Annotated in this window: 18 protein-coding genes; 7 read left to right on the top strand and 11 right to left on the bottom strand. The window is 68.6% G+C overall.

The window, feature by feature from the left end:
* Positions 1-5 precede the first annotated feature (5 nt).
* The gene (locus tag FIV50_RS03585) at positions 6-485 is read right to left on the bottom strand and encodes a GNAT family N-acetyltransferase (RefSeq protein WP_140036229.1); all 480 of its coding nucleotides are present in this window, start codon (positions 483-485) and stop codon (positions 6-8) included.
* A gap of 117 nt (positions 486-602) precedes the next feature.
* Between FIV50_RS03585 and FIV50_RS03580 the strand changes: the two genes are divergently transcribed.
* Both FIV50_RS03580 and FIV50_RS03575 read left to right on the top strand, forming a co-directional pair.
* On the top strand, positions 603-938 hold the full coding sequence (locus FIV50_RS03580; RefSeq protein ID WP_219846284.1) for an ArsR/SmtB family transcription factor: 336 nt from the start codon (positions 603-605) through the stop codon (positions 936-938).
* Positions 938-1,624, top strand: a complete 687-nt coding sequence (locus FIV50_RS03575) for a cation transporter (protein WP_140036227.1) — start codon at positions 938-940, stop codon at positions 1,622-1,624. The genes FIV50_RS03580 and FIV50_RS03575 overlap by 1 nt, the downstream gene beginning before the upstream one ends.
* 206 nt (positions 1,625-1,830) lie before the next feature.
* Here the strand turns inward: FIV50_RS03575 and FIV50_RS03570 are convergent, their stop codons facing one another.
* Positions 1,831-2,433, bottom strand: coding sequence for a response regulator transcription factor (locus FIV50_RS03570; protein WP_140036226.1), 603 nt, complete (start codon positions 2,431-2,433; stop codon positions 1,831-1,833).
* On the bottom strand, positions 2,430-3,653 hold the full coding sequence (locus FIV50_RS03565) for a sensor histidine kinase (protein ID WP_140036225.1): 1,224 nt from the start codon (positions 3,651-3,653) through the stop codon (positions 2,430-2,432). The genes FIV50_RS03570 and FIV50_RS03565 overlap by 4 nt, the downstream gene beginning before the upstream one ends.
* Before the next feature lie 155 nt (positions 3,654-3,808).
* Here FIV50_RS03565 and FIV50_RS03560 point away from each other — a divergent pair, with 155 nt between their 5' ends.
* Positions 3,809-4,351, top strand: coding sequence for a small multidrug efflux protein (locus FIV50_RS03560; RefSeq protein WP_140036224.1), 543 nt, complete (start codon positions 3,809-3,811; stop codon positions 4,349-4,351).
* Between the two features lie 66 nt (positions 4,352-4,417).
* On the opposite strand, the gene FIV50_RS03555 is transcribed toward FIV50_RS03560, so the two are convergent.
* The 4 genes from FIV50_RS03555 to FIV50_RS03540 form a co-directional block, all read right to left on the bottom strand.
* Entirely contained in the window at positions 4,418-5,965 is a 1,548-nt protein-coding gene (locus FIV50_RS03555) for an Ig-like domain-containing protein (protein ID WP_140036223.1), read from the bottom strand.
* A 248-nt stretch (positions 5,966-6,213) separates the two neighbouring features.
* Positions 6,214-7,032, bottom strand: coding sequence for a carbohydrate ABC transporter permease (locus FIV50_RS03550; protein ID WP_140036222.1), 819 nt, complete (start codon positions 7,030-7,032; stop codon positions 6,214-6,216).
* Positions 7,025-7,936 (bottom strand): carbohydrate ABC transporter permease, encoded by a 912-nt coding sequence (locus FIV50_RS03545; RefSeq protein WP_258184396.1) that lies wholly within the window; start codon positions 7,934-7,936, stop codon positions 7,025-7,027. Before FIV50_RS03545 ends, FIV50_RS03550 begins: the two co-directional genes overlap by 8 nt.
* Positions 7,929-9,269, bottom strand: a complete 1,341-nt coding sequence (locus tag FIV50_RS03540) for an ABC transporter substrate-binding protein (RefSeq protein WP_140036221.1) — start codon at positions 9,267-9,269, stop codon at positions 7,929-7,931. Before FIV50_RS03540 ends, FIV50_RS03545 begins: the two co-directional genes overlap by 8 nt.
* A 180-nt stretch (positions 9,270-9,449) precedes the next feature.
* Here FIV50_RS03540 and FIV50_RS03535 point away from each other — a divergent pair, with 180 nt between their 5' ends.
* The 3 genes from FIV50_RS03535 to FIV50_RS03525 are packed head-to-tail and all read left to right on the top strand — an operon-like array spanning position 9,450 to position 13,401.
* The gene (locus FIV50_RS03535; RefSeq protein ID WP_140036220.1) at positions 9,450-10,958 is read left to right on the top strand and encodes an LLM class flavin-dependent oxidoreductase; all 1,509 of its coding nucleotides are present in this window, start codon (positions 9,450-9,452) and stop codon (positions 10,956-10,958) included.
* Positions 10,955-12,181, top strand: coding sequence for an acyl-CoA dehydrogenase family protein (locus FIV50_RS03530; RefSeq protein WP_140036219.1), 1,227 nt, complete (start codon positions 10,955-10,957; stop codon positions 12,179-12,181). The genes FIV50_RS03535 and FIV50_RS03530 overlap by 4 nt, the downstream gene beginning before the upstream one ends.
* Positions 12,181-13,401 (top strand): acyl-CoA dehydrogenase family protein, encoded by a 1,221-nt coding sequence (locus tag FIV50_RS03525; protein ID WP_140036218.1) that lies wholly within the window; start codon positions 12,181-12,183, stop codon positions 13,399-13,401. Before FIV50_RS03530 ends, FIV50_RS03525 begins: the two co-directional genes overlap by 1 nt.
* A 14-nt stretch (positions 13,402-13,415) precedes the next feature.
* Here FIV50_RS03525 and FIV50_RS03520 read toward each other — a convergent pair whose 3' ends face one another.
* From FIV50_RS03520 to FIV50_RS03510, 3 genes are read right to left on the bottom strand one after another with little or no spacing between them, the layout of a single operon-like run.
* A complete protein-coding gene (locus tag FIV50_RS03520; protein WP_140036217.1) occupies positions 13,416-14,102 on the bottom strand; it encodes a response regulator in 687 nt (228 codons plus the stop codon).
* Positions 14,099-15,214 (bottom strand): sensor histidine kinase, encoded by a 1,116-nt coding sequence (locus tag FIV50_RS03515; protein WP_140036216.1) that lies wholly within the window; start codon positions 15,212-15,214, stop codon positions 14,099-14,101. Before FIV50_RS03515 ends, FIV50_RS03520 begins: the two co-directional genes overlap by 4 nt.
* Positions 15,215-15,218: 4 nt before the next feature.
* On the bottom strand, positions 15,219-15,917 hold the full coding sequence (locus FIV50_RS03510) for a DUF2306 domain-containing protein (protein ID WP_181164327.1): 699 nt from the start codon (positions 15,915-15,917) through the stop codon (positions 15,219-15,221).
* Positions 15,918-16,047: 130 nt separating this feature from the next.
* Between FIV50_RS03510 and FIV50_RS03505 the strand changes: the two genes are divergently transcribed.
* Positions 16,048-17,085: an NAD(P)-dependent alcohol dehydrogenase gene (locus FIV50_RS03505; RefSeq protein WP_219846251.1), complete on the top strand. Its 1,038-nt coding sequence runs from the start codon at positions 16,048-16,050 to the stop codon at positions 17,083-17,085.
* A 42-nt stretch (positions 17,086-17,127) separates the two neighbouring features.
* On the opposite strand, the gene FIV50_RS03500 is transcribed toward FIV50_RS03505, so the two are convergent.
* Positions 17,128-17,427, bottom strand: coding sequence for a winged helix-turn-helix transcriptional regulator (locus tag FIV50_RS03500; protein ID WP_258184395.1), 300 nt, complete (start codon positions 17,425-17,427; stop codon positions 17,128-17,130).
* Between the last annotated feature and the right edge of the window lie 51 nt (positions 17,428-17,478).

The raw sequence follows: 17,478 nt of genomic DNA, 5'->3' as shown, positions 1-17,478 counted from the left end.
CCGTCTCAGGCGGCGTCGAGCACCTTCGCGAAACACAGTGACAGGTCGCTGCCGACGTAGTGTCCGAAGAGCGGAATCGGCACGTACCCTTCGCGCTCGTAGAAGCGCACGGCATCCGGCTGAGCGGTGCCGGTCTCGAGCACCAGAGACCGGATGCCGAGCTGCCGCGCCTCCGCCTCGAGCGCGCGCAGCAGGGCGACGGCCGCGCCCGTTCCGCGCGCAGAGGGCGCGGCGTACATCCGTTTGATCTCCGCCGTATCCGATCCGAGCACCTCCGGATGGAGGGGCCGGAGACCGCCGCACACGACCGCGTGACCGCTGCCGTCCCGAGCTACGAGGAAGACCGGCACGTCATCGGCCGAGGGGATCACGCCCGGCTCGTGATCATCACTGCCGTACCGCGCATCGAGTTCGCTGCGCTGCGCAGCTCTGAGCCGCTCGCCATACGGATGCGACCATGCCACCCGTTCGACCGTCACGTTCATGTCTTCCTCTCGATTCGGGTCCACCGCCGATCACGATATCGAGGTGAGATTTCACGGATGTTGCCGAAGCAGCATGAGTACACAATTTTCTGAATTCAGCATTCTGTGTACTGTTACATCGTGACCCTCACCGCCTCGCCCACGCATACCGCCGCCGTCGCTCGCCTCGGCCACGCACTGTCGGATGCGACGCGGGCAGCCATCCTTCTTGCTCTTCGCGAGTCGCCGGCGTACCCCTCGGATCTCGCGGACGAGCTCGGGGTCAGCCGTCAGCTCCTGTCGAACCACCTCGCGTGTCTGCGTGAATGCGGACTCGTCGAGAGCGTGCCCGACGGACGCCGCATCCGCTATGCGCTCGCAGACCCGCACCTCGCCACGGCCCTCGACGAGCTGATGCGCGTCACGCTGATCGTCGAACCCGACTGCTGCGACGGAGACGGGTGCAGCTGCTGATGTCGGCGACCACTCTCACCCCCGATCGGCGCGCGACGCTCCATCGCCGCATCCGCCTCATCGTGGCGTTCACGATCGTCTACAACGTGATCGAGGCCGTCGTCGCGATCGCCGCGGGGTCGGCCGCGTCGTCTGCCGCGCTGATCGGCTTCGGACTCGACTCGAGCATCGAGGTGCTGTCGGCCGCTGCCGTCGCCTGGCAGTTCACGCGGCATGATCCCGAGCGCTGGGAGAAGCCCACACTGCGAGTGATCGCCGTGGCGTTCTTCGCGCTCGCGATCTACGTCACGACGTCGTCCGTGCTGTCGCTGTTCGGCGGCGATCGCCCCGAGCACAGCGCGGTCGGTCTCGTGCTGACCGCACTCAGTGTGGTGATCATGCCGCTGGTGTCGTTCGCCGAGCGACGAGCGGGATTCGAGGTGGGATCAGCCACGGCCGTCGCCGACTCGAAACAGACGCTGATCTGCACCTACCTGTCAGCTGCGGTACTCATCGGTCTGGCGCTCAACAGCCTGCTCGGCTGGTGGTGGGCCGATGCCGTCGCCGGGCTCGTCATCGCGATCTTCGCTGTGCGAGAGGGCCTCGAAGCGTGGAAGGGCGACGCCTGCGCGACCTCGGTCGGCATGATCCTGGAAGACGAGCACGGCGGTCATCATCATGACGACGAGTCGCGTCATGAGCACTGAACTCGAAGGGGCTTCAGCGAGATTCTGACCCCGGCGTCACTTTCGGTGAGCTTTCGGGTCTTGCACATGAGACCAGAAGTCGGCCAGGGGGAACAAGAGCCCGCTTCCGGTCTGAGCCGCACTCTCCCCTTTGAGCGGCTCGCGGGTGGGGCACCTCCCACGGCCCCACCCGCCCTCCTGGTCTTCGCGGGATCGTCGCCCCGGCGTCAGATCCAGCCGCGCTCCTCAGCCATCAGCACCGCCTGCTGCCGGGTGCCGACCGACAGCTTCGCGAGCACTGCGGAGATGTGATTGCGCACCGTCCCGGGAGCGAGCGACAGCGCCCTCGCGATCTGAGTCGTGGTCTCACCGCGGCGCCCCGCACGCAGCACGTCCAGCTCACGATCGGTGAGGGGCGACCGCTCATCGCTCAGCGCGTCTGCCGCGATCTCGGGGTCGACGTAGCGAGCTCCCGCCGCGACCCTGCGGATCACATCGGCGACCTGATCGGCGCCTCGGGACTTCGGCAGGAAGCCCGCGACGCCTGATGCGAGAGCCCGCCGCAGCACCCCCGGGCGGGCGTGACGGGTGACCACGACGCAGCGCGTGACGATTGCTCGGTTCAGCCTCTCGGCGACCTCTACGCCGTCGAGCCCCGGCATCTCGAGGTCGAGCAGGCAGACGTCGGGGGTCAGAGCCAGCGCGGCAGCGAGTGCCTGCTCTCCGTCGGCGCACTCGGCCACCACCTCGATGTCGCCCTCGAGGCGCAGCAGCGCGGCGAGGGCCGAACGGATCATGCCCTCATCGTCGGCGAGAAGCACCCGGATCATCGCTGTCCCTCTCCGTCGACGGGCTGCGTCTCAGAGTCGGGCACCGTCACCGAGACGATGAACTCGCCGGCGTCCTCCCTGACCTCCAGGGTCCCGCCGGCCTCCGAGATGCGTCGCCGCACACCGTCGAGCCCCGACCCCACGGGCTCGTCTCCGGCGCGGGGTGCCACATCGTTCGCGACTTCGTAGCGCCATCCGTCGGCGACCCGGCGGAGCGAGAGACGGGCGCGCCTGCCGGCGCCGTGCCGCAGGACGTTGGTCGTGGTCTCCCTGATCACGGGCGCGAGCGCCGATGACGGCGCATCGTCGGCGTCGGGCGCGATGTCGGCCTCGACGTCGAGTCCGGCCGCCGTGAGAAGGTCTCGCGCATTCGCGACCTCGTCTCCCAGCGGCACCGAGCGGAAGCGCGTCGCAAGGTCGCGGGTGCCCTGGCGAGCCTCGTCGACGCTCACCCTGGCCGCTTGCAGCTGTTCCAGAGCCGCGTCGGGATCGATCCCCATGAGTCGCTCGGCGAGTTCGAGCTGCAGGGCGATCACCTGCAGGTGATGTCCCTGCAGATCGTGCACATCTGTGGCCACGCGCAGACGCTCCTGTGTCGCTGCGAGGCGGGACTCCGAGGCCCTGGCGCGATCGACCGTGACCAGCACGTCCCACCACCAGAGGGAACTCACCGACATCGCCGGGATGAGGATCGCATACAACGCGGGGATCCACCCGGGGAGGCCGATGTCGGCCGCTCCCCTTGCCGCATCGACGAAGGCGACGAGCACGAGCAGCAGAGTGGTCAAGACGACGACCCGCAGGCGGATGCCCTTGGGCCAGTTGAGCAGCACGACCGACTGAGCGACGGGCATGAGTGCGAGCAGCCAGCTGTCGATCATCAGTCCGGCCACGAGTCCGTACCCGATCGCCACCAGCAGCGGCAGCCCGATGCGCGTCCAGGCGATGCCGGGCTCCGCATCCAACCGATGCCGGTAGTCGACGAGCAGCACCATCGTCGAGGCCCACCAGACGAGGCCCCCCAGACCCACGACGAACGGCGCCACCGCGCCAGCCGGATCGGCGAGCGCCTGCAGCGTCCAGACCAGCACCAGGAACAGCTCGAGGAACACCACGGCCGAGAAGGTGTACCACCAGGTCGCGGTGATGCCCCGCGCGAGCTGACGCGCGCCGGGTGGCGGGTCACCGGAGTGGTCGGCGACCGGAGAAGTGCTGCTCATGCCCCCAGAATACGGGCGTGACACATGTCACGGATGCCGCGGGCGAACCACCCGGAAAGCAGTGACGCTCCGACACTGCCGCGGCCGGGCGAGAAGCGATGGACTGGGTGCATCACGACGGAGACACCGTCACTCAGACCGGCAGGAGCCACCCCATGAATCTCATCGAGACCTTCCAGGGCTTCGTCGCCCAGGTGCCCGAACTCGTTCAGCCACTCATCGTCGCCCTCGCAGGGGCGATCCCCTTCATCGAGGGCGAGGGTGCCGTGTCGATCGGCATCATCGGCGGCATCAATCCTTTCGTCGCGGCGATCGCGGCGATCATCGGCAACTTCCTCTGCGTCGCCGTGCTCGTCATCGCGAGCTCGGGGGCGCGAACGGCGATCGTGAACCGGTCGCGCAGCCGGCAGGCTGTGGTCGCCGGCGGCGGAGCCGTCGAGTCGGTGCCTGCGGACTCCGCGGGTTCTGACCGTGGCAGCGCCCGCCGTGAGAAGTTCCAGCGGGCCTTCGAGCGCTACGGCGTGCCGGGCGTCAGCTTGCTCGGTCCGCTCCTGCTGCCCACGCATTTCACGGCCACGATGCTCGCCGCGTCGGGCGTCGGCAAGGTCCGCATCCTCATCTGGCAGGCAGTCGCGATCGTCGGATGGACCACGATCGTGGCTGTGATCGTCGGCAGCGCCGTCTACGCGATCCGCTGAGACACCGCGCCGCACGCACCGAAGCCCACCCGCGCAGAGCGGGTGGGCTTCGGTGCGTGACGAACGTCAGCGACGCGCGGCGCTCGACCGGCGCTTCGCGGCGATGCCCGTGGCCAGTCCGCCGCCGACGACCAGCACGAATGCGAGGGACAGGAATGCTGCACCGGATTCGCCTCCCGTCAGAGCCAGTCCACCGGCGACCGGGGTCGGAGTCGGGGACGGCGTCGTGACGGGAGTCGGGGTCGGAGACGGCGTGGTCACCGGAGTCGGAGTCGCGGTGGGGATCGGAGTCGGAGTCGGAGTCGGAGTCGGCGTCGGAGTGGGCGTCGGGGTCACGACCGGCACCAGGTTGGCGATGTTGGTGAGCGTGAGCTCGACGCCGGCAGTCGTTCCCGGAGTCACCTCGTAGGTGCCATCACTGCCGTCGACGACGCCCTCACCGGCGATCGTCCATTCACCCCATGTCACTCCCTCGATCTCCGGCAGGTCGATCTCCTCGATCACGAAGGTCGATCCGAGCGGCGCACGGGCGCTGATCACCGGCTCCCCCACGGGAACCGACATCGTGGCTGCGGGGGCATCCGAGCCCTTGACCGAGTACTGCACCGTGTAGGTCGCGTCGCGAGCGGCGTCCGCCTGCGCGCCCGTGATCTCCTTGGTGATCGAGAACGTCGTGTAGGCGACGCCGCTGCCGTCGCCCCCTCCGGACTCGACGACCGTGTGGGTCGCAGATGTCTCGAAGGTGTCGACGATCGCGCGGTTGCCGAAGATGTCGCCCTCGGACACCGGCGCGTCCGCCTGGGTGAAGTAGACCAGTTCGTAGGCGAACCCTCCGGCCGGCAGACCGGATGCTGCGAACTCGAACGAACGCCCGTCTTCTGCCAGATCGATCACGTAGGCAGAGGGATCGACCTCCCTCGCGTCTCCGACCAGTGCGCCGTTCACGACCGCGCGCTGAATCAGCTTCACGTCGCCGGTGTAGTGATGTCCCGTGAGGCCCGAATCGAGCGTGTCCCTGATCGTGAAGGAGCCGTCGTCGACATAGCCGCTCGGAATCCCGATGACCCACTTCAACAGCCCATCGGTCGCAGTCAGCCCACCGTACTTGTACGGCTCTTCCTCCTCAGCAGGATCTTCGGGAACCACTCCGCCATCACCCGGGAGGTCTACGATCTCGACCGTGTCGCCCAGGTCGAATTCGACCGTCTCGCTGGTCGTCGTCTGCGAGGCTCTCGCCTTCATCCAGAAGGAGCCGCCCACCTCCTCAAGACCTTCGACCGCCTCGGTGAGAGTGCACACGATGTCCGGCCCGGCACCCGCAGCCACGACGCAGTCGGCCATGACCAGGCCCGTCACCGGATCCGAGATCGTGAAGTCTCCCGCCGACTGCCGGCTGAACTCGGCGGGGAGCGTCATCCCGAAGGTCTCTCCCGCCTGTGCTCCGGCCGGCACCGCCCACGCACCCGAGATCCGGACGGTCTGCCACTGCACCAGCGGCCCGCCGCCGTTCGCATTCTCGAGCGACACGCTGCCGATCGCTCCGGGATAAGTCACGCTCGGAGCCGCGGCGGCCGGCACGACAGACCCCAGAAGGCCCGCCAGTGCCATGACCATCCCCACGATTATCGCCGCGATGCCTCGCCCTCGGTTCCTCGCTCCGCCGGCTGCCTTCGCCTCGCCTATCGTCCTTCTGCGCGCACGCACGAAACCACGCTCCCCAGTCATCGTCTTCCCCATCCGATTCGAGTCGCTCCCAGTCGCGACCCATCTAAGAGATCAGGAAAATGCCCCGGGATTACGCGGCAACCGGTATACAACGCCGATATACCGGCATGGGTTGCTTGAGGTGCACGGTCCCCGCCTCAGCGCACGGCCCCGGCGGTCAGCCCTCCCACGAGCCAGCGCTGGAAGAACACCGCGGCGGCGAAGACCGGAATCACACCGATGAAGGACGCGGCCGCGATCTTGCCGAAGTGCGGCGTGCGGTCTCCGTAGAAGAGCGACAGCGCGACCGGGAAGGTCTGCGAGTCCACGCTCTGCGTGAGGAAGGTCGCGAGGAGGAACTCGTTGTAGTTGAGGATGGCGACGATGATCCCGATAGCGACGAGGCTCGGCAGCAGCAGCGGCACGACGACCGACCACAGCATCCGCAAGGTCCCCGCACCGTCGATCCGCGCCGCCTCCTCGATCTCCACCGGGAGCCTGCGGATGAAGCCCTCCAGCAGCCAGACGGCGACGGGGACGTTGACGAGGGCGTAGACGAGCGTGAGTCCGAGGAGCGTGTTGTTCAGCCCCACCGTTCGCAGGAGCGTCAGCAGCGGGACCACCGCGACGATCGGCGGAAGCAGCCACGGGCTCATCAGAGTCGCGGCGAGCGTGCGACCGCCGGCGTTGCGGCGCACGATGACCCAGGCGCCGGGGACGGCGATGATCAGTGAGACGGCAGCGCCGCCGAGAGCTGCGGCCAGAGAGTTCAGGATCGAACGCGGGATGTCGGTGGCCATCACCTCGCCCCAGTTCGACCAGTGCGGATCAGCGCTCCACAGCACTCCCGAGACCGTCTCATCCCGACCCATCAGCGACACTGAGAACAGATAGGCGAGCGGAACCAGGGTCGCGACGAGCGCCACGAAGAGCACGCTGCTCGCGACCGGACGCAGGCGGCTTGTTCGATCAGTCATGTCGGGCCTTTCGAGCGAACACCGCCACCACGAGGGTCACCACGGTCACGATGACGGCGAACACGAGAGTGATCGCGGATGCCCGGCCGATGTCGAACTCCTTGAGAGCGACCTGCTGGATGAGATACGTGGTCACGGTCGAGGCCTGACCGGGTCCGCCCGACGTCATCACGACGACGAGGTCGAAGACCTTCAGCGCGATGACGAGCCGGATGAAGAGGGCGGCGATCACGGTGCCTGCGATCGCGGGCCACGTGATGTGCCGGAACAGGCCTGTTCCGTGGGCGCCGTCGAGAGAGGCGGCCTCGCGCACCGACGGATCCTGCGTGAGCAGGGCGGCGTAGACGAGGATCACGATGAGCGGCGTCCACTGCCACACGTCGGCGAGTCCGACCGCGGGCAGTGCCCAGGCGGTGGTCGACAGCGGCGCGAGCGAGAGGCCCGGGAGAAGCGTCGCGAGCAGCCCACCGCCGGGGTTGAACACGAGCTTCCACAGCGTGCCTACCACGACCGGCGGCGTGATCAACGGGAGCAGGAGAAGAGTGCGCACGACGGCACCCGAGCGGGTCGCCCGCTCCAACGCGACCGCGATGGCGACCCCCAGCACGACACTCGTTACGGCCACGATGACCGCGTAGACGACCGTCCGCACGAAGGAGGCGACAACGTCGGCATCCGAGAGGATCGTCTCCAGGTTCGCCGTCCCGACCCACTCCTGGAAGGGGCGCCCGAGCGTCGAGTCGGTGAACGCCGCGGCGAGGACGAACACGAGCGGGTACGCCCCGAGCACGACGATCGACAGGATGGTCGGCGCCGTGAGCAGCAGCGCGGCACCGCCCGCCCGTCTCGGCACTCGGCCGGACGTGCGGGCGGCACGCACGCGGATCGCGGCGGCGTCAGCCAAGGATCTCTTCCCACTCGGCCTGCACGCGGTCGAGCGTCTCCTGGGCGGTGCCGCCTTCCCCCGCGATGAGCTTCGCCAGCTCGTCGGTGAGGATCTGCGCCGCCTGAGAGGCGTTCTCCCCGGTGGGCCATGCGAGCGAACCGCTGAGCGTCGTGCGGTTGACCCGCTGCAGGTCGGGGTAGGTCTCGCCGTAGGCCTCGCTCTCGAGCGATGACTCCCGGTTCGGGTCGATGCCGGTCTGCGGGTCGGCCACGATCAGCTCCGAGTTGACCTCGCTGGACGAGGCGTACTCGATGAAGGCCTTGGCGAGGTCGGTCTTCTCGGTGTTCGCCGCGATGACCCACGTGAAGCCCGCCACCAGCGAGGCCCGCGCCTCGGTGTTCTCGCCGCCGACGGGCAACGTGGTCACGCCCCACTTGCCCGCGACCTTCGAATCGGGATTCGTCTCCGAACCCACCCCCAAGTCGGTCCAGTTCTCGATGAAGCCGACCTTGCCGTCGTACCACGCGCCGTTGCCGACGCCGAAGTCGGTCTCGGCTGCTGTCGGGAAGGCGTAGGGCACCGCATCCACCAGCGCCTCGGCAGCGGCCACCGCCTCCCGGGAGTTGATCGTGGGCTTGCCGTCGTCATCGACGAACTCGCCGCCGAAGCCGGCCAGCCGGTTCGCGTAGGCCGCACCGAGGATCAGCGGCGACTTCTGGCCGAAGATCGCCGACCCGTAGACGCCCTCATCGCCCTCGTTCTCGGTGATGGTCTTCACATCGGCGAGGTACTCGTCCCAGGTCGCGGGAGGCTCGGTGATGCCGTTCCGCTCGAGGATCTCCTCGTTGTAGAAGAGCACGTGGGTGTCACCGTCGAAGGGCAGACCGTAACGGCGGTCGCCCACCAGCGTGTACGGGTCGTTGATCGACGGGATGAAGTCGTCGGTGTCGAGCGACGGGGTCTCGTCGATCCACTCGGTGAGATCCTGGATGGAACCGCCTTCGGCGAGGTCGCCGATCGACACGTACCAGGGAGCCGCGACGTCGAAGGTGTTGGCGCCCGACTGCTGGTCGAGGGCGAGGGTCGAGCCGATCTCGTCGTAGGGCACGATCGTGAGGTTGACCTCTGCGCCGGTCTCCTCTTCGAAGTGCTCCTTGAGCCAGTTGCCGGCCCCCTCGTGCGATGTGATCAGCAGTGCGTTCAGCGTCTGGCCGGAGAAGTCCCCGTCGGCGCCTGCCCCTCCCGGCTCGGGGGCCTGAGTCGCGCAGCCGGCGACGGCGATGGTCGCGGCCGTCAGAGCGGCGGCACCGAGAAGGATGCGGCTTCGGCTGCGGCTCGGAAGGAATGGCATGGGGGCTCCTCAGGCGTCGGGTCGGGGAAGCAGATCGGCGCTCACGCTAGGAGCCGCGCCGGGACCACCGCATCGCGGACGTAACAGTTCGTCGTGGAGCGACGCGAGGAGTCATCGGGCGGGTCGCAGCACTGCTCGAGTGGCTATGGTCGCGAAGTCCCCGATCTCCTGAGGAGCACCATGTCACGCCGCATCATCCTGAACGCCTTCGACATGACCTGCGTGACTCACCAGGCCCCTGGACTCTGGCGGCACCCCGACAACCAGGCCGACCGCTACCACGACCTCGACTACTGGGTGGATCTCGCGAAGACCCTCGAGCGCGGCAGGTTCGATGCGATCTTCATCGCCGACGTGCTCGGGACCTACGACGTCTACCGCGACTCCGCCGCCACCGCGCTCGGGGACGCGACGCAGGTTCCGCTCGGGGATCCCGTCGTGCAGATCTCCGCGATGGCGCACGCCACCGAGCACCTCGGGTTCGGTGTGACCGTCGCCACCACCTACGAGCAGCCGTACGCACTCGCCCGCCGTTTCTCGACCCTCGACCACTTCACGCGCGGACGTGTGGGATGGAACGTCGTCACCAGCTACCTCGACTCCGCGGCCCGCAACCTCGGACTCGACGCGCTGATCGCCCACGACGACCGCTACCAGATCGCCGAGGAGTTCCTCGATGTCACCTACAAGCTGTGGGAGGGGTCGTGGGAAGACGATGCGGTGCTGCGTGACCGCGAATCGGGCGTCTTCGCGGATGCGGCACGGGTGCACCCGATCGGCCACGAGGGGCGGCACTACCGGGTTCCCGGCATCCACCTCGCCGAACCCAGCCCACAGCGGACCCCGGTGATCTTCCAGGCGGGCGCGTCACCCCGCGGACGCCAGTTCGCCGCGAAGCACGGCGAGGCGATCTTCATCAACGGGCTGCGTCCGGAGGCGACGCGTCCGGTGACGGATGACATCCGCGATCGCGCCGAGGCTCTCGGACGCCCGCGGGATTCGGTCAAGATCCTCACCCTGGTCACTGTCGTCGTCGCGGCGACCGACGAAGAGGCCCAGGCGAAGCTGGATGACTACCGCCGCTACGTCTCGGTCGAGGGCGCATTGGCGCTCTATGCCGGGTGGACGGGACTCGACCTGTCGCAGTACGACCCCGATGTGCCGCTGGAGTACGTCGACACGGATGCCGGACGATCCGCTCTCTCGGTCTTCACCAAAGCCGATCCGGATCGCAAGTGGACGCCTCGCGACATCGCCCACTACGTCGGGATCGGCGGCATCGGTCCCGTCATCGTGGGCAGCCCGCAGACCGTGGCCGACGAGCTCGAACGATGGATCGAAGTCGGAGGCGTCGACGGCTTCAACATCGCCTACGTCGTGACGCCAGCATCGTTCGAGGACATTGTCGATCACCTCGTCCCCGAACTCCGCCTCCGCGGGCGCACCTGGGACGACTACCCCGAGGGCACGCTGCGCGGGCGACTCAGCGGCGATGGCTCCGCCGTGGTGCCGGAGTGGCATCCCGCGCACGCCTACCGCGGCGCCTACGAGGGCGCCGCGTCGGCCCTCGACGGCACGCTCGGCGGGCCGCTGGTGGATGCCGCGGCCGGGGTCACTGACCCTGCAGCCGCCGATTCCGCCGAACCCGACGACCTGACAGAACTCACCGAGAAGGAGGGCGCACGATGAGCGTCATCGCAGAGACCACGAAGCGCAGCCGCTGGACTGGAACGGCGGATGCCGCGGAGCGCGCACACTGGCGCAGCGTCGCCGAGCGCGTCGCCGCCGAGCTCGAGAGCGATGCGCTGCAGCGCGACCGAGCGAATCAGGACCCGACGGTCGAGCTCGACCTGCTCCGCGATGCGGGGCTGGTGACGATGCTGCAGCCCGCCGAGTTCGGGGGTGGCGGCGCGCACTGGGAGACGGCCTTCCTCGTCATCCGCATCCTGTCCCGCGCCGACGCCTCGGTCGCCCAGGTCCTCGCCTACCACTACATCAACTCGGGCAACATCGGCTTCGCGGCCGAACCGTCGGTGCAGGAGGAATGGCACCGCAAGACCACCGAGGGCCGATGGGTGTGGGGCGACTCCGTGAACCCGACCGACCCCGACCTCGAGCTGACCGTCGACGGAGAGGGGTATCGACTCAACGGCCTCAAGCGTTTCTCGACCGGCGCCTCGGCCGGCGACGTCGTGCTGGCGGCCGCGCTCGTCCGCGGCGGCCAGCGCGACGGCCAGGTGCTGTTCGTCGTGCTCGACCACGACCGTGACGGCATCCGGTATCTCGGTGACTGGGACGCGCTGGGACAGCGACTGTCGGCGAGCGGTTCCGTCCGGTTCGAAGACGTGCGCGTCTCGGTCGACGATGTGCTCGGCGAGCTCGGCGACGAGCCGTTCTCCACTCTCATCACGCCAGGCATCCAGCTCGCCTTCGGGAACCTCTACCTCGGCATCGCCGAGGGTGCGCTCGCCCGAGGGCTCGACATCGTCCGCGCGCGTCCGCGCGCCTGGTTCCTCAGCCAGGCCGACTCGTACCGGGACGACCCGTTCGTGCAGCGCGTCGTCGGCGAGTTCTCGTCGCGGATCGCGGCGGTCGAGGCGCTGGCGGACCGCGCCGGACGTCTCTTCGACGAGGTCGTGGCCGAGGGTGACGGCGTGACAGCCGAGCGCCGCGGGGAGCTCGCCATCGAGATCGCCAAGGTCAAGGTCGTCTCTACCGAGGTCGGCATCGAGGTCGCGAACAGGATTTTCGAGATCACCGGATCGAGCTCCGCCCGCGCGGACGTGGGCCTGGACCTGTTCTGGAGGAACATCCGCACGCACTCGCTGCATGACCCCATCGACTACAAAAAGCTCGAGGTCGGCGCCTGGACGCTGAACGGCGAGCTCCAGCCGATCTCGCTGTACACCTGATGGTCGAGCAGACACGACGGCTCGACGCCATCCGGGAGCGCTTGCGCCCCGTGTTCGCCGAGATCGGGGCGGGCACGGTCTCGAGGGAGCAGGATCGCGAGCTGCCGTTCGCCGAGGTCGCCGCCCTTCGCGAAGCGGGCTTCGGCCGGCTCAGGCTGCCGATCGAGCACGGCGGTTTCGGGCTCGACTGGGAGTCCTTCGCCGAGGTGCTGATCGAGCTCGCCGCGGCCGACTCGAACCTGCCGCAGATCTTCCGTGGCCATATCGCGTACGTCGAGCACATCCTGGCTGCGACGCCGAGCGAGCGGCGCTCCCGCTGGCTCGAGCGCATCGCCGACGGGGAGTTGGTCGGCAACGCGTGGTCGGAGAACGGTGCAGCCGCAGTGGGCACGAACGCGACGCGTTTGGCCCGGCGCCCCGATGGCAGCTGGCGCGTCGACGGACGCAAGTTCTACACGACGGGCAGCATCTTCGCGGAGTGGATCGACGCGACCGTCGATCTCGACGGCACGACCGTGACCGCCCTCATCCGCAGGCATCAGAACGGAGTGGAGGTCTCCGACGACTGGGACGGCTTCGGGCAGCCGCTGACGGGCACCGGCACGGCCGTGTTCACGGACGCCTCGGTCGACGATGACGACGTCGAGCCGTTCACGTCACGCTTCCCCTTCCAGACGGCGGTGTATCAGCTGACGCTGCTGTCGGTGCTGGCCGGGATCGCCGCCGCGATCGAGCGCGACACGGTCGCTCAGGTGCGGGCACGCACTCGCACCTACAGCCACGGCAGCGCCGAACGAGTGGCCGACGACCCTCAGATCCTGCAGATCGTCGGAGAGCTGACGGCGACGAGTACGACGGCCAGAGCGCTCGTGCTCGACGTCGCTCGAGCGGTGCAACATGCAGCAGACGTAGTAGGCACGCCGGAGACAGAGGCTGCCGTGATCGCGGCCGAACTCCGCTCCGCGCAGGCGCAGATCGTGCTCACCGACCTGGTGCCCCGCGCCGCCTCGCGGCTGTTCGACACGCTCGGCGCCTCTGCCGTGCGGTCGGGTATCGCTCTCGATCGCCACTGGCGGAACGCCCGCACGGTGTCATCGCACAACCCGTGGATCTTCAAGGCCCGACAGCTCGGCGACCACGCCGTGAACGGCCGGACGCCCGAGTTCGTCTGGTCGGTCGGGCAGGCGAAGGTGCGGGAGGCGAGTGCGGCCGAGCGCTGAGACCGCATCCGCCGTCATCGGCCCTGTGGTTCCTCGCCCGCGGTTCGAGCGCGCATGCGCCCCGTCTGATGCGCCCAGATGGCGATCTCTACCCGGTTGCGGGCATCGAGCTTGGTCATGAGGCTCGCGACATGCGTCTTCACCGTGCTGAGGGTGATGAACAGCTCGCGCGCGATCTCGCCGTTGCTCAGACCAGCCGAGACCTTCGCGAGCACCTGCTCCTCGCGCTCGGTGAGCGGCTCGACCGGTTGCAGGGGTGGCGCGGCTGGGCGTGACCCGGCGAAGGCCTCGAGCAGTCGCACCGTGACGTTGGGCGCGATCAGGGCATCCCCGCTCGCAGCAGCGCGGATCGCCTGGGCGAGCAGCTCCGACCCTGCGTCCTTGAGCAGAAAGCCCTTGGCACCGGCGCGCAGTGCCGCGAAGACGTACTCGTCGAGGTCGAAGGTCGTGATGATGACGACCGCCATCGGGTCATCCACCCCGGGGCCGGCGAGCACGCGGGTCGCCTCTATGCCATCGAGGTGGGGCATCCGGATGTCGAACAGACACACGTCGGGTCGCAGGCTGCGGGCAAGGGCGACCGCTTCGTTGCCGTCGGCCGCCTGACCGACGACCTCGATGTCGGGCTGGGCGCCGAGGATCATGCTCAGCCCGGTGCGCACGAGCTCCTGGTCGTCGGCGACGAGCACTCGGATCGTCATGGCGCCCACCCGACACGGGGCAGCACCGCGGTGACGACCCATCCGCCGCCGGATGCCGGGCCCGCCTGACAGGTGCCGCCGAGCAGTGCGGCGCGCTCCATCATGCCGATGATGCCGAAGCCGGGCGTCGGCGACGCGGCGACGTCTCCGTCATTCGTCACGCTCAGCCGCACCCCGCCTGCGTCTGCCTGCACTCGCACGTCGACACGGGTGACCTGCCGTGCGTGACGGAGGGCGTTGGTCACCGACTCCTGCGCGAGACGGAAGACCGCGGCGGCGACGGGCGGCGGGATGCTGTCACCATCGTCTGCGACCTCCACGACGACTGCCGCACCTCCCGGCCTCGTTCCGGCGAGCTGCTCGATGTCGTCCAGCCGCGGACTCGGCCCGAGCTCGGCTGTCTCGCCCTGCCGCAGCACCCGCACCATCGATCTCAGGTCGCTCAGCGTCTTGGCTGCCTCCGCCTCGATCACGCCGAGCGCGTCCTGCGCTGCGCGAGGGTCTCGCTCCGCCACTGCGATGCCAGCCTGGGCGCGGATCGCGATGGCCGAGACGTGGTGGGCGACCGTGTCGTGCAGGTCGCGGGCCAGGTGCTCGCGCTCGAGCATCCGGATGCGGTCGAGGCTGCGCTGCCGCGCCCCCGCCCGGTAGCGGAAGGCGATGCCGAGCAGGGCCACCGACAACAGCAGCGCGAATCCACCGATGAGTTCATCGACGCCTTCCCCACGAGCGAAGGTGAGGGCGAGGCTTGCGAGAAGCACGCCCGACCCGAGCACGAGGTCGCGACCCGACCCCCAGCGGTAGAGGGAGTACACGATCACCGTGATGAAGAGGCTCGAATACAGCGCCGAGTCGGGCAGCAGAAGATCGAGCGGCACCATCACGATGACGAGCATGAGGAGCGGTTTCGTGCGGCGCCACAGCACGGTCGGCAGCACGGCGAGCAGCGCGATCACGGCGAGGAGCGGCTGCGACAGGTCGGTTCTGAGAGAGCCCTCGACCACGGCCGACACGGCGACGAGGACCAGGAGGGCCCAATCCCGCCAGACCCGGAGAGGAGGAGGGGGCACAGCGCTCGGCGCACCCCACGCGGAACGCACGAGCCCGGTCACGGTGTCATGATACAAGCGCACCACGGCGCGACACCCCGCCCGGCTGGCGGACTGACCGTCGTCGGATGAGCAGTTCCGCCACGGCGCTGTTGATCAGGAAGCCCACCGCGACGAGCCAGGCCTCTCCGAACGCGTCGACGTCGCCGAGAGGGATCGTCCACACCGCGAAGACGAGTGCCTGGGTTCCACCCGAGACGGCGGTCGCGTACGCCCGGGTCATCCAGGCTCCGTGCGCCACGAAGTCGCGGCGCCTGATCGCGATGACGCCCCTCACGAGGAACAGTGTCATCGCCACGGCGAAGACGAGGCGGACCATCGCGAGCGCGAGCTCATCGGAAGGGCCACCGAAGAAGACCGCGAGCCAGAGGGCTGAGAGCGCCGCGATGAATCCGGCGGGGATCAGTGCACGGCCGGCCGTGCGGTGCCAACCGCGCCGCGTGCGCAGAGCCGGCGAGAACTGGAAGGCCCCGAGAATGCAGTACGCGGTCATCGCCACGATGTGCGCGACGATCGTGACCGTCGATGCCAAGAGAAGTGTCTCTGCGGGTTCCCCGCTCACCTCCTGCAGGCGAAGCACGCCGCCGAGCACGGGGAGGGCGCTGAGCAGCAGAAGGCCGGTGATCGCCAGCCAGCCGCTCTTCGATCGCCGACGCTGCTCCTTCTGTTCGGCGGTCGGGCGGGTGGCCTTGATCTGTTGCGACATGTCTCGATGCTCGCCTGATCGAGCGCCCAGGGCATCGGCCGTCGGCACGGACTCGGAGCCGTACTTTCGGCCGACCGGTTCGGGTCTCCCGGCCGATGACGCGCATCGCCGAGACGACGAGCATCGAGTCATGACAACTGACACGACCATGACCGCGGCCGTCTATAGCCGCTTCGGCGCCCCCGAGGAGGTCCACCTCGATCAGCGTGCGATCCCCTCTCCCAAGCCCGGCGAGGTGCTCATCCGGGTGCACGCGAGCACGGTGAGCGTCGGCGACCACCGAGCCCGCGCTCGCGACATCCCTGCCGGCCTCGGGGTGCTCGCCGCCATCGGGCTCGGCGTGCTCCGCCCCAGCCGGCCGATCCTGGGCATGGACGCCGCGGGAGTCATCGCGGCGGTCGGCGCGGGCGTCACCGCCTTCGCGCCCGGCGACCGGGTCATCGCCTCGACGGGCGGAGCGTTCGGCGGTCACGCCGAGTACGTGCGCCTGCCCGCCGACGGCCCGATCACCAGGGCTCCCGACACCATGACCTTCGAGGAGGCGGTGACGCTGGTGTTCGGCGGCATCACCGCGCAGTGCTTCTTCACGCAGGTCGCGATCGGCCCTGGCACCTCGGTACTCGTCAACGGTGCCTCCGGTGCGGTCGGCACCGCCGCGATCCAGCTCGCGAAGCAACTCGGAGCCGACGTCACCGCCGTGACGAGCGGCGGCAACGCCCCGCTGGTCACATCACTCGGCGCCGACCGGGTCATCGACTACACGCGAGAGGACTTCACCGCGGGAGGCGACACGTTTGACGTGATCGTCGACTGCGTCGGCAACGCCCCCTTCAGCCGGGTGGGGAGACTCATCAACCCCGGAGGAGCGCTGCTGCTCGTCATCAGCGATCTGCGGTCGATGGTGAGCAGCCGCTGGCACACCCGCCGCTCGGGCAAGTTCGTCACCTGGAACGTCGGCAGACCAGGAGCAGACGACCTCGCGTACCTCGTCAGCCTCGCGGATTCCGGTCGCTTCCGGCCCGTCATCGACCGGACCTTCGATCTGGCCGACATCGTCGAGGCGCATCGCTACGTCGACACCGGACGCAAGCGGGGCAACGTCGTGCTGCGCATCACTCATCTCGAATCAGACGCCATCCGCCCCGGCGCAGCAGGAACGAAAAAATGAAGCAGCCCTCGAAAGCGGTCTTCTCGCGACCTCCGCCACGTGTCACACCGTGTCGGACAGGGTGAGGATGTGATCTGCGTGTTCCTCACCCCAGTCGCCGAGCGCACGCAGTGCCTCGTTGAGACTCTGCCCCAGCTCGGTCAGCGAGTACTCGACGCGCGGCGGCACTTCCGCGAACACCTCCCGGCGCACGATGCCATGCGCTTCGAGTTCGCGGAGCTGCTGAGTGAGCACCTTCTCACTGATGCCGGCCATCGAGCGGCGAAGCACACCATGTCGTTTGGGCGCAGCGTGGAGCTGCCAGAGGATCAGGGGCTTCCACTTGCCTCCGACCACGGACACTGCGGCATCCAACCCACATGAGTATCGACTTCCGCTGAAGATCGCTGCCAT

Origin of the sequence: Microbacterium foliorum, from assembly GCF_006385575.1 — a bacterium.
GTDB classification, from domain to species: domain Bacteria; phylum Actinomycetota; class Actinomycetes; order Actinomycetales; family Microbacteriaceae; genus Microbacterium; species Microbacterium foliorum_B.
This window is presented reverse-complemented; position numbering and strand designations above follow the sequence as displayed.

Coding starts and splice junctions, on each gene's coding strand:
- FIV50_RS03585 (WP_140036229.1), bottom strand. CDS start 485: ATGAACGTGACGGTCGAACGGGTGGCATGGTCGCATCCGTATGGCGAG.
- FIV50_RS03575 (WP_140036227.1), top strand. CDS start 938: ATGTCGGCGACCACTCTCACCCCCGATCGGCGCGCGACGCTCCATCGC.
- FIV50_RS03570 (WP_140036226.1), bottom strand. CDS start 2,433: ATGATCCGGGTGCTTCTCGCCGACGATGAGGGCATGATCCGTTCGGCC.
- FIV50_RS03565 (WP_140036225.1), bottom strand. CDS start 3,653: ATGAGCAGCACTTCTCCGGTCGCCGACCACTCCGGTGACCCGCCACCC.
- FIV50_RS03560 (WP_140036224.1), top strand. CDS start 3,809: ATGAATCTCATCGAGACCTTCCAGGGCTTCGTCGCCCAGGTGCCCGAA.
- FIV50_RS03555 (WP_140036223.1), bottom strand. CDS start 5,965: ATGGTCATGGCACTGGCGGGCCTTCTGGGGTCTGTCGTGCCGGCCGCC.
- FIV50_RS03550 (WP_140036222.1), bottom strand. CDS start 7,032: ATGACTGATCGAACAAGCCGCCTGCGTCCGGTCGCGAGCAGCGTGCTC.
- FIV50_RS03540 (WP_140036221.1), bottom strand. CDS start 9,269: ATGCCATTCCTTCCGAGCCGCAGCCGAAGCCGCATCCTTCTCGGTGCC.
- FIV50_RS03535 (WP_140036220.1), top strand. CDS start 9,450: ATGTCACGCCGCATCATCCTGAACGCCTTCGACATGACCTGCGTGACT.
- FIV50_RS03530 (WP_140036219.1), top strand. CDS start 10,955: ATGAGCGTCATCGCAGAGACCACGAAGCGCAGCCGCTGGACTGGAACG.
- FIV50_RS03525 (WP_140036218.1), top strand. CDS start 12,181: ATGGTCGAGCAGACACGACGGCTCGACGCCATCCGGGAGCGCTTGCGC.
- FIV50_RS03520 (WP_140036217.1), bottom strand. CDS start 14,102: ATGACGATCCGAGTGCTCGTCGCCGACGACCAGGAGCTCGTGCGCACC.
- FIV50_RS03510 (WP_181164327.1), bottom strand. CDS start 15,917: ATGTCGCAACAGATCAAGGCCACCCGCCCGACCGCCGAACAGAAGGAG.
- FIV50_RS03505 (WP_219846251.1), top strand. CDS start 16,048: ATGACAACTGACACGACCATGACCGCGGCCGTCTATAGCCGCTTCGGC.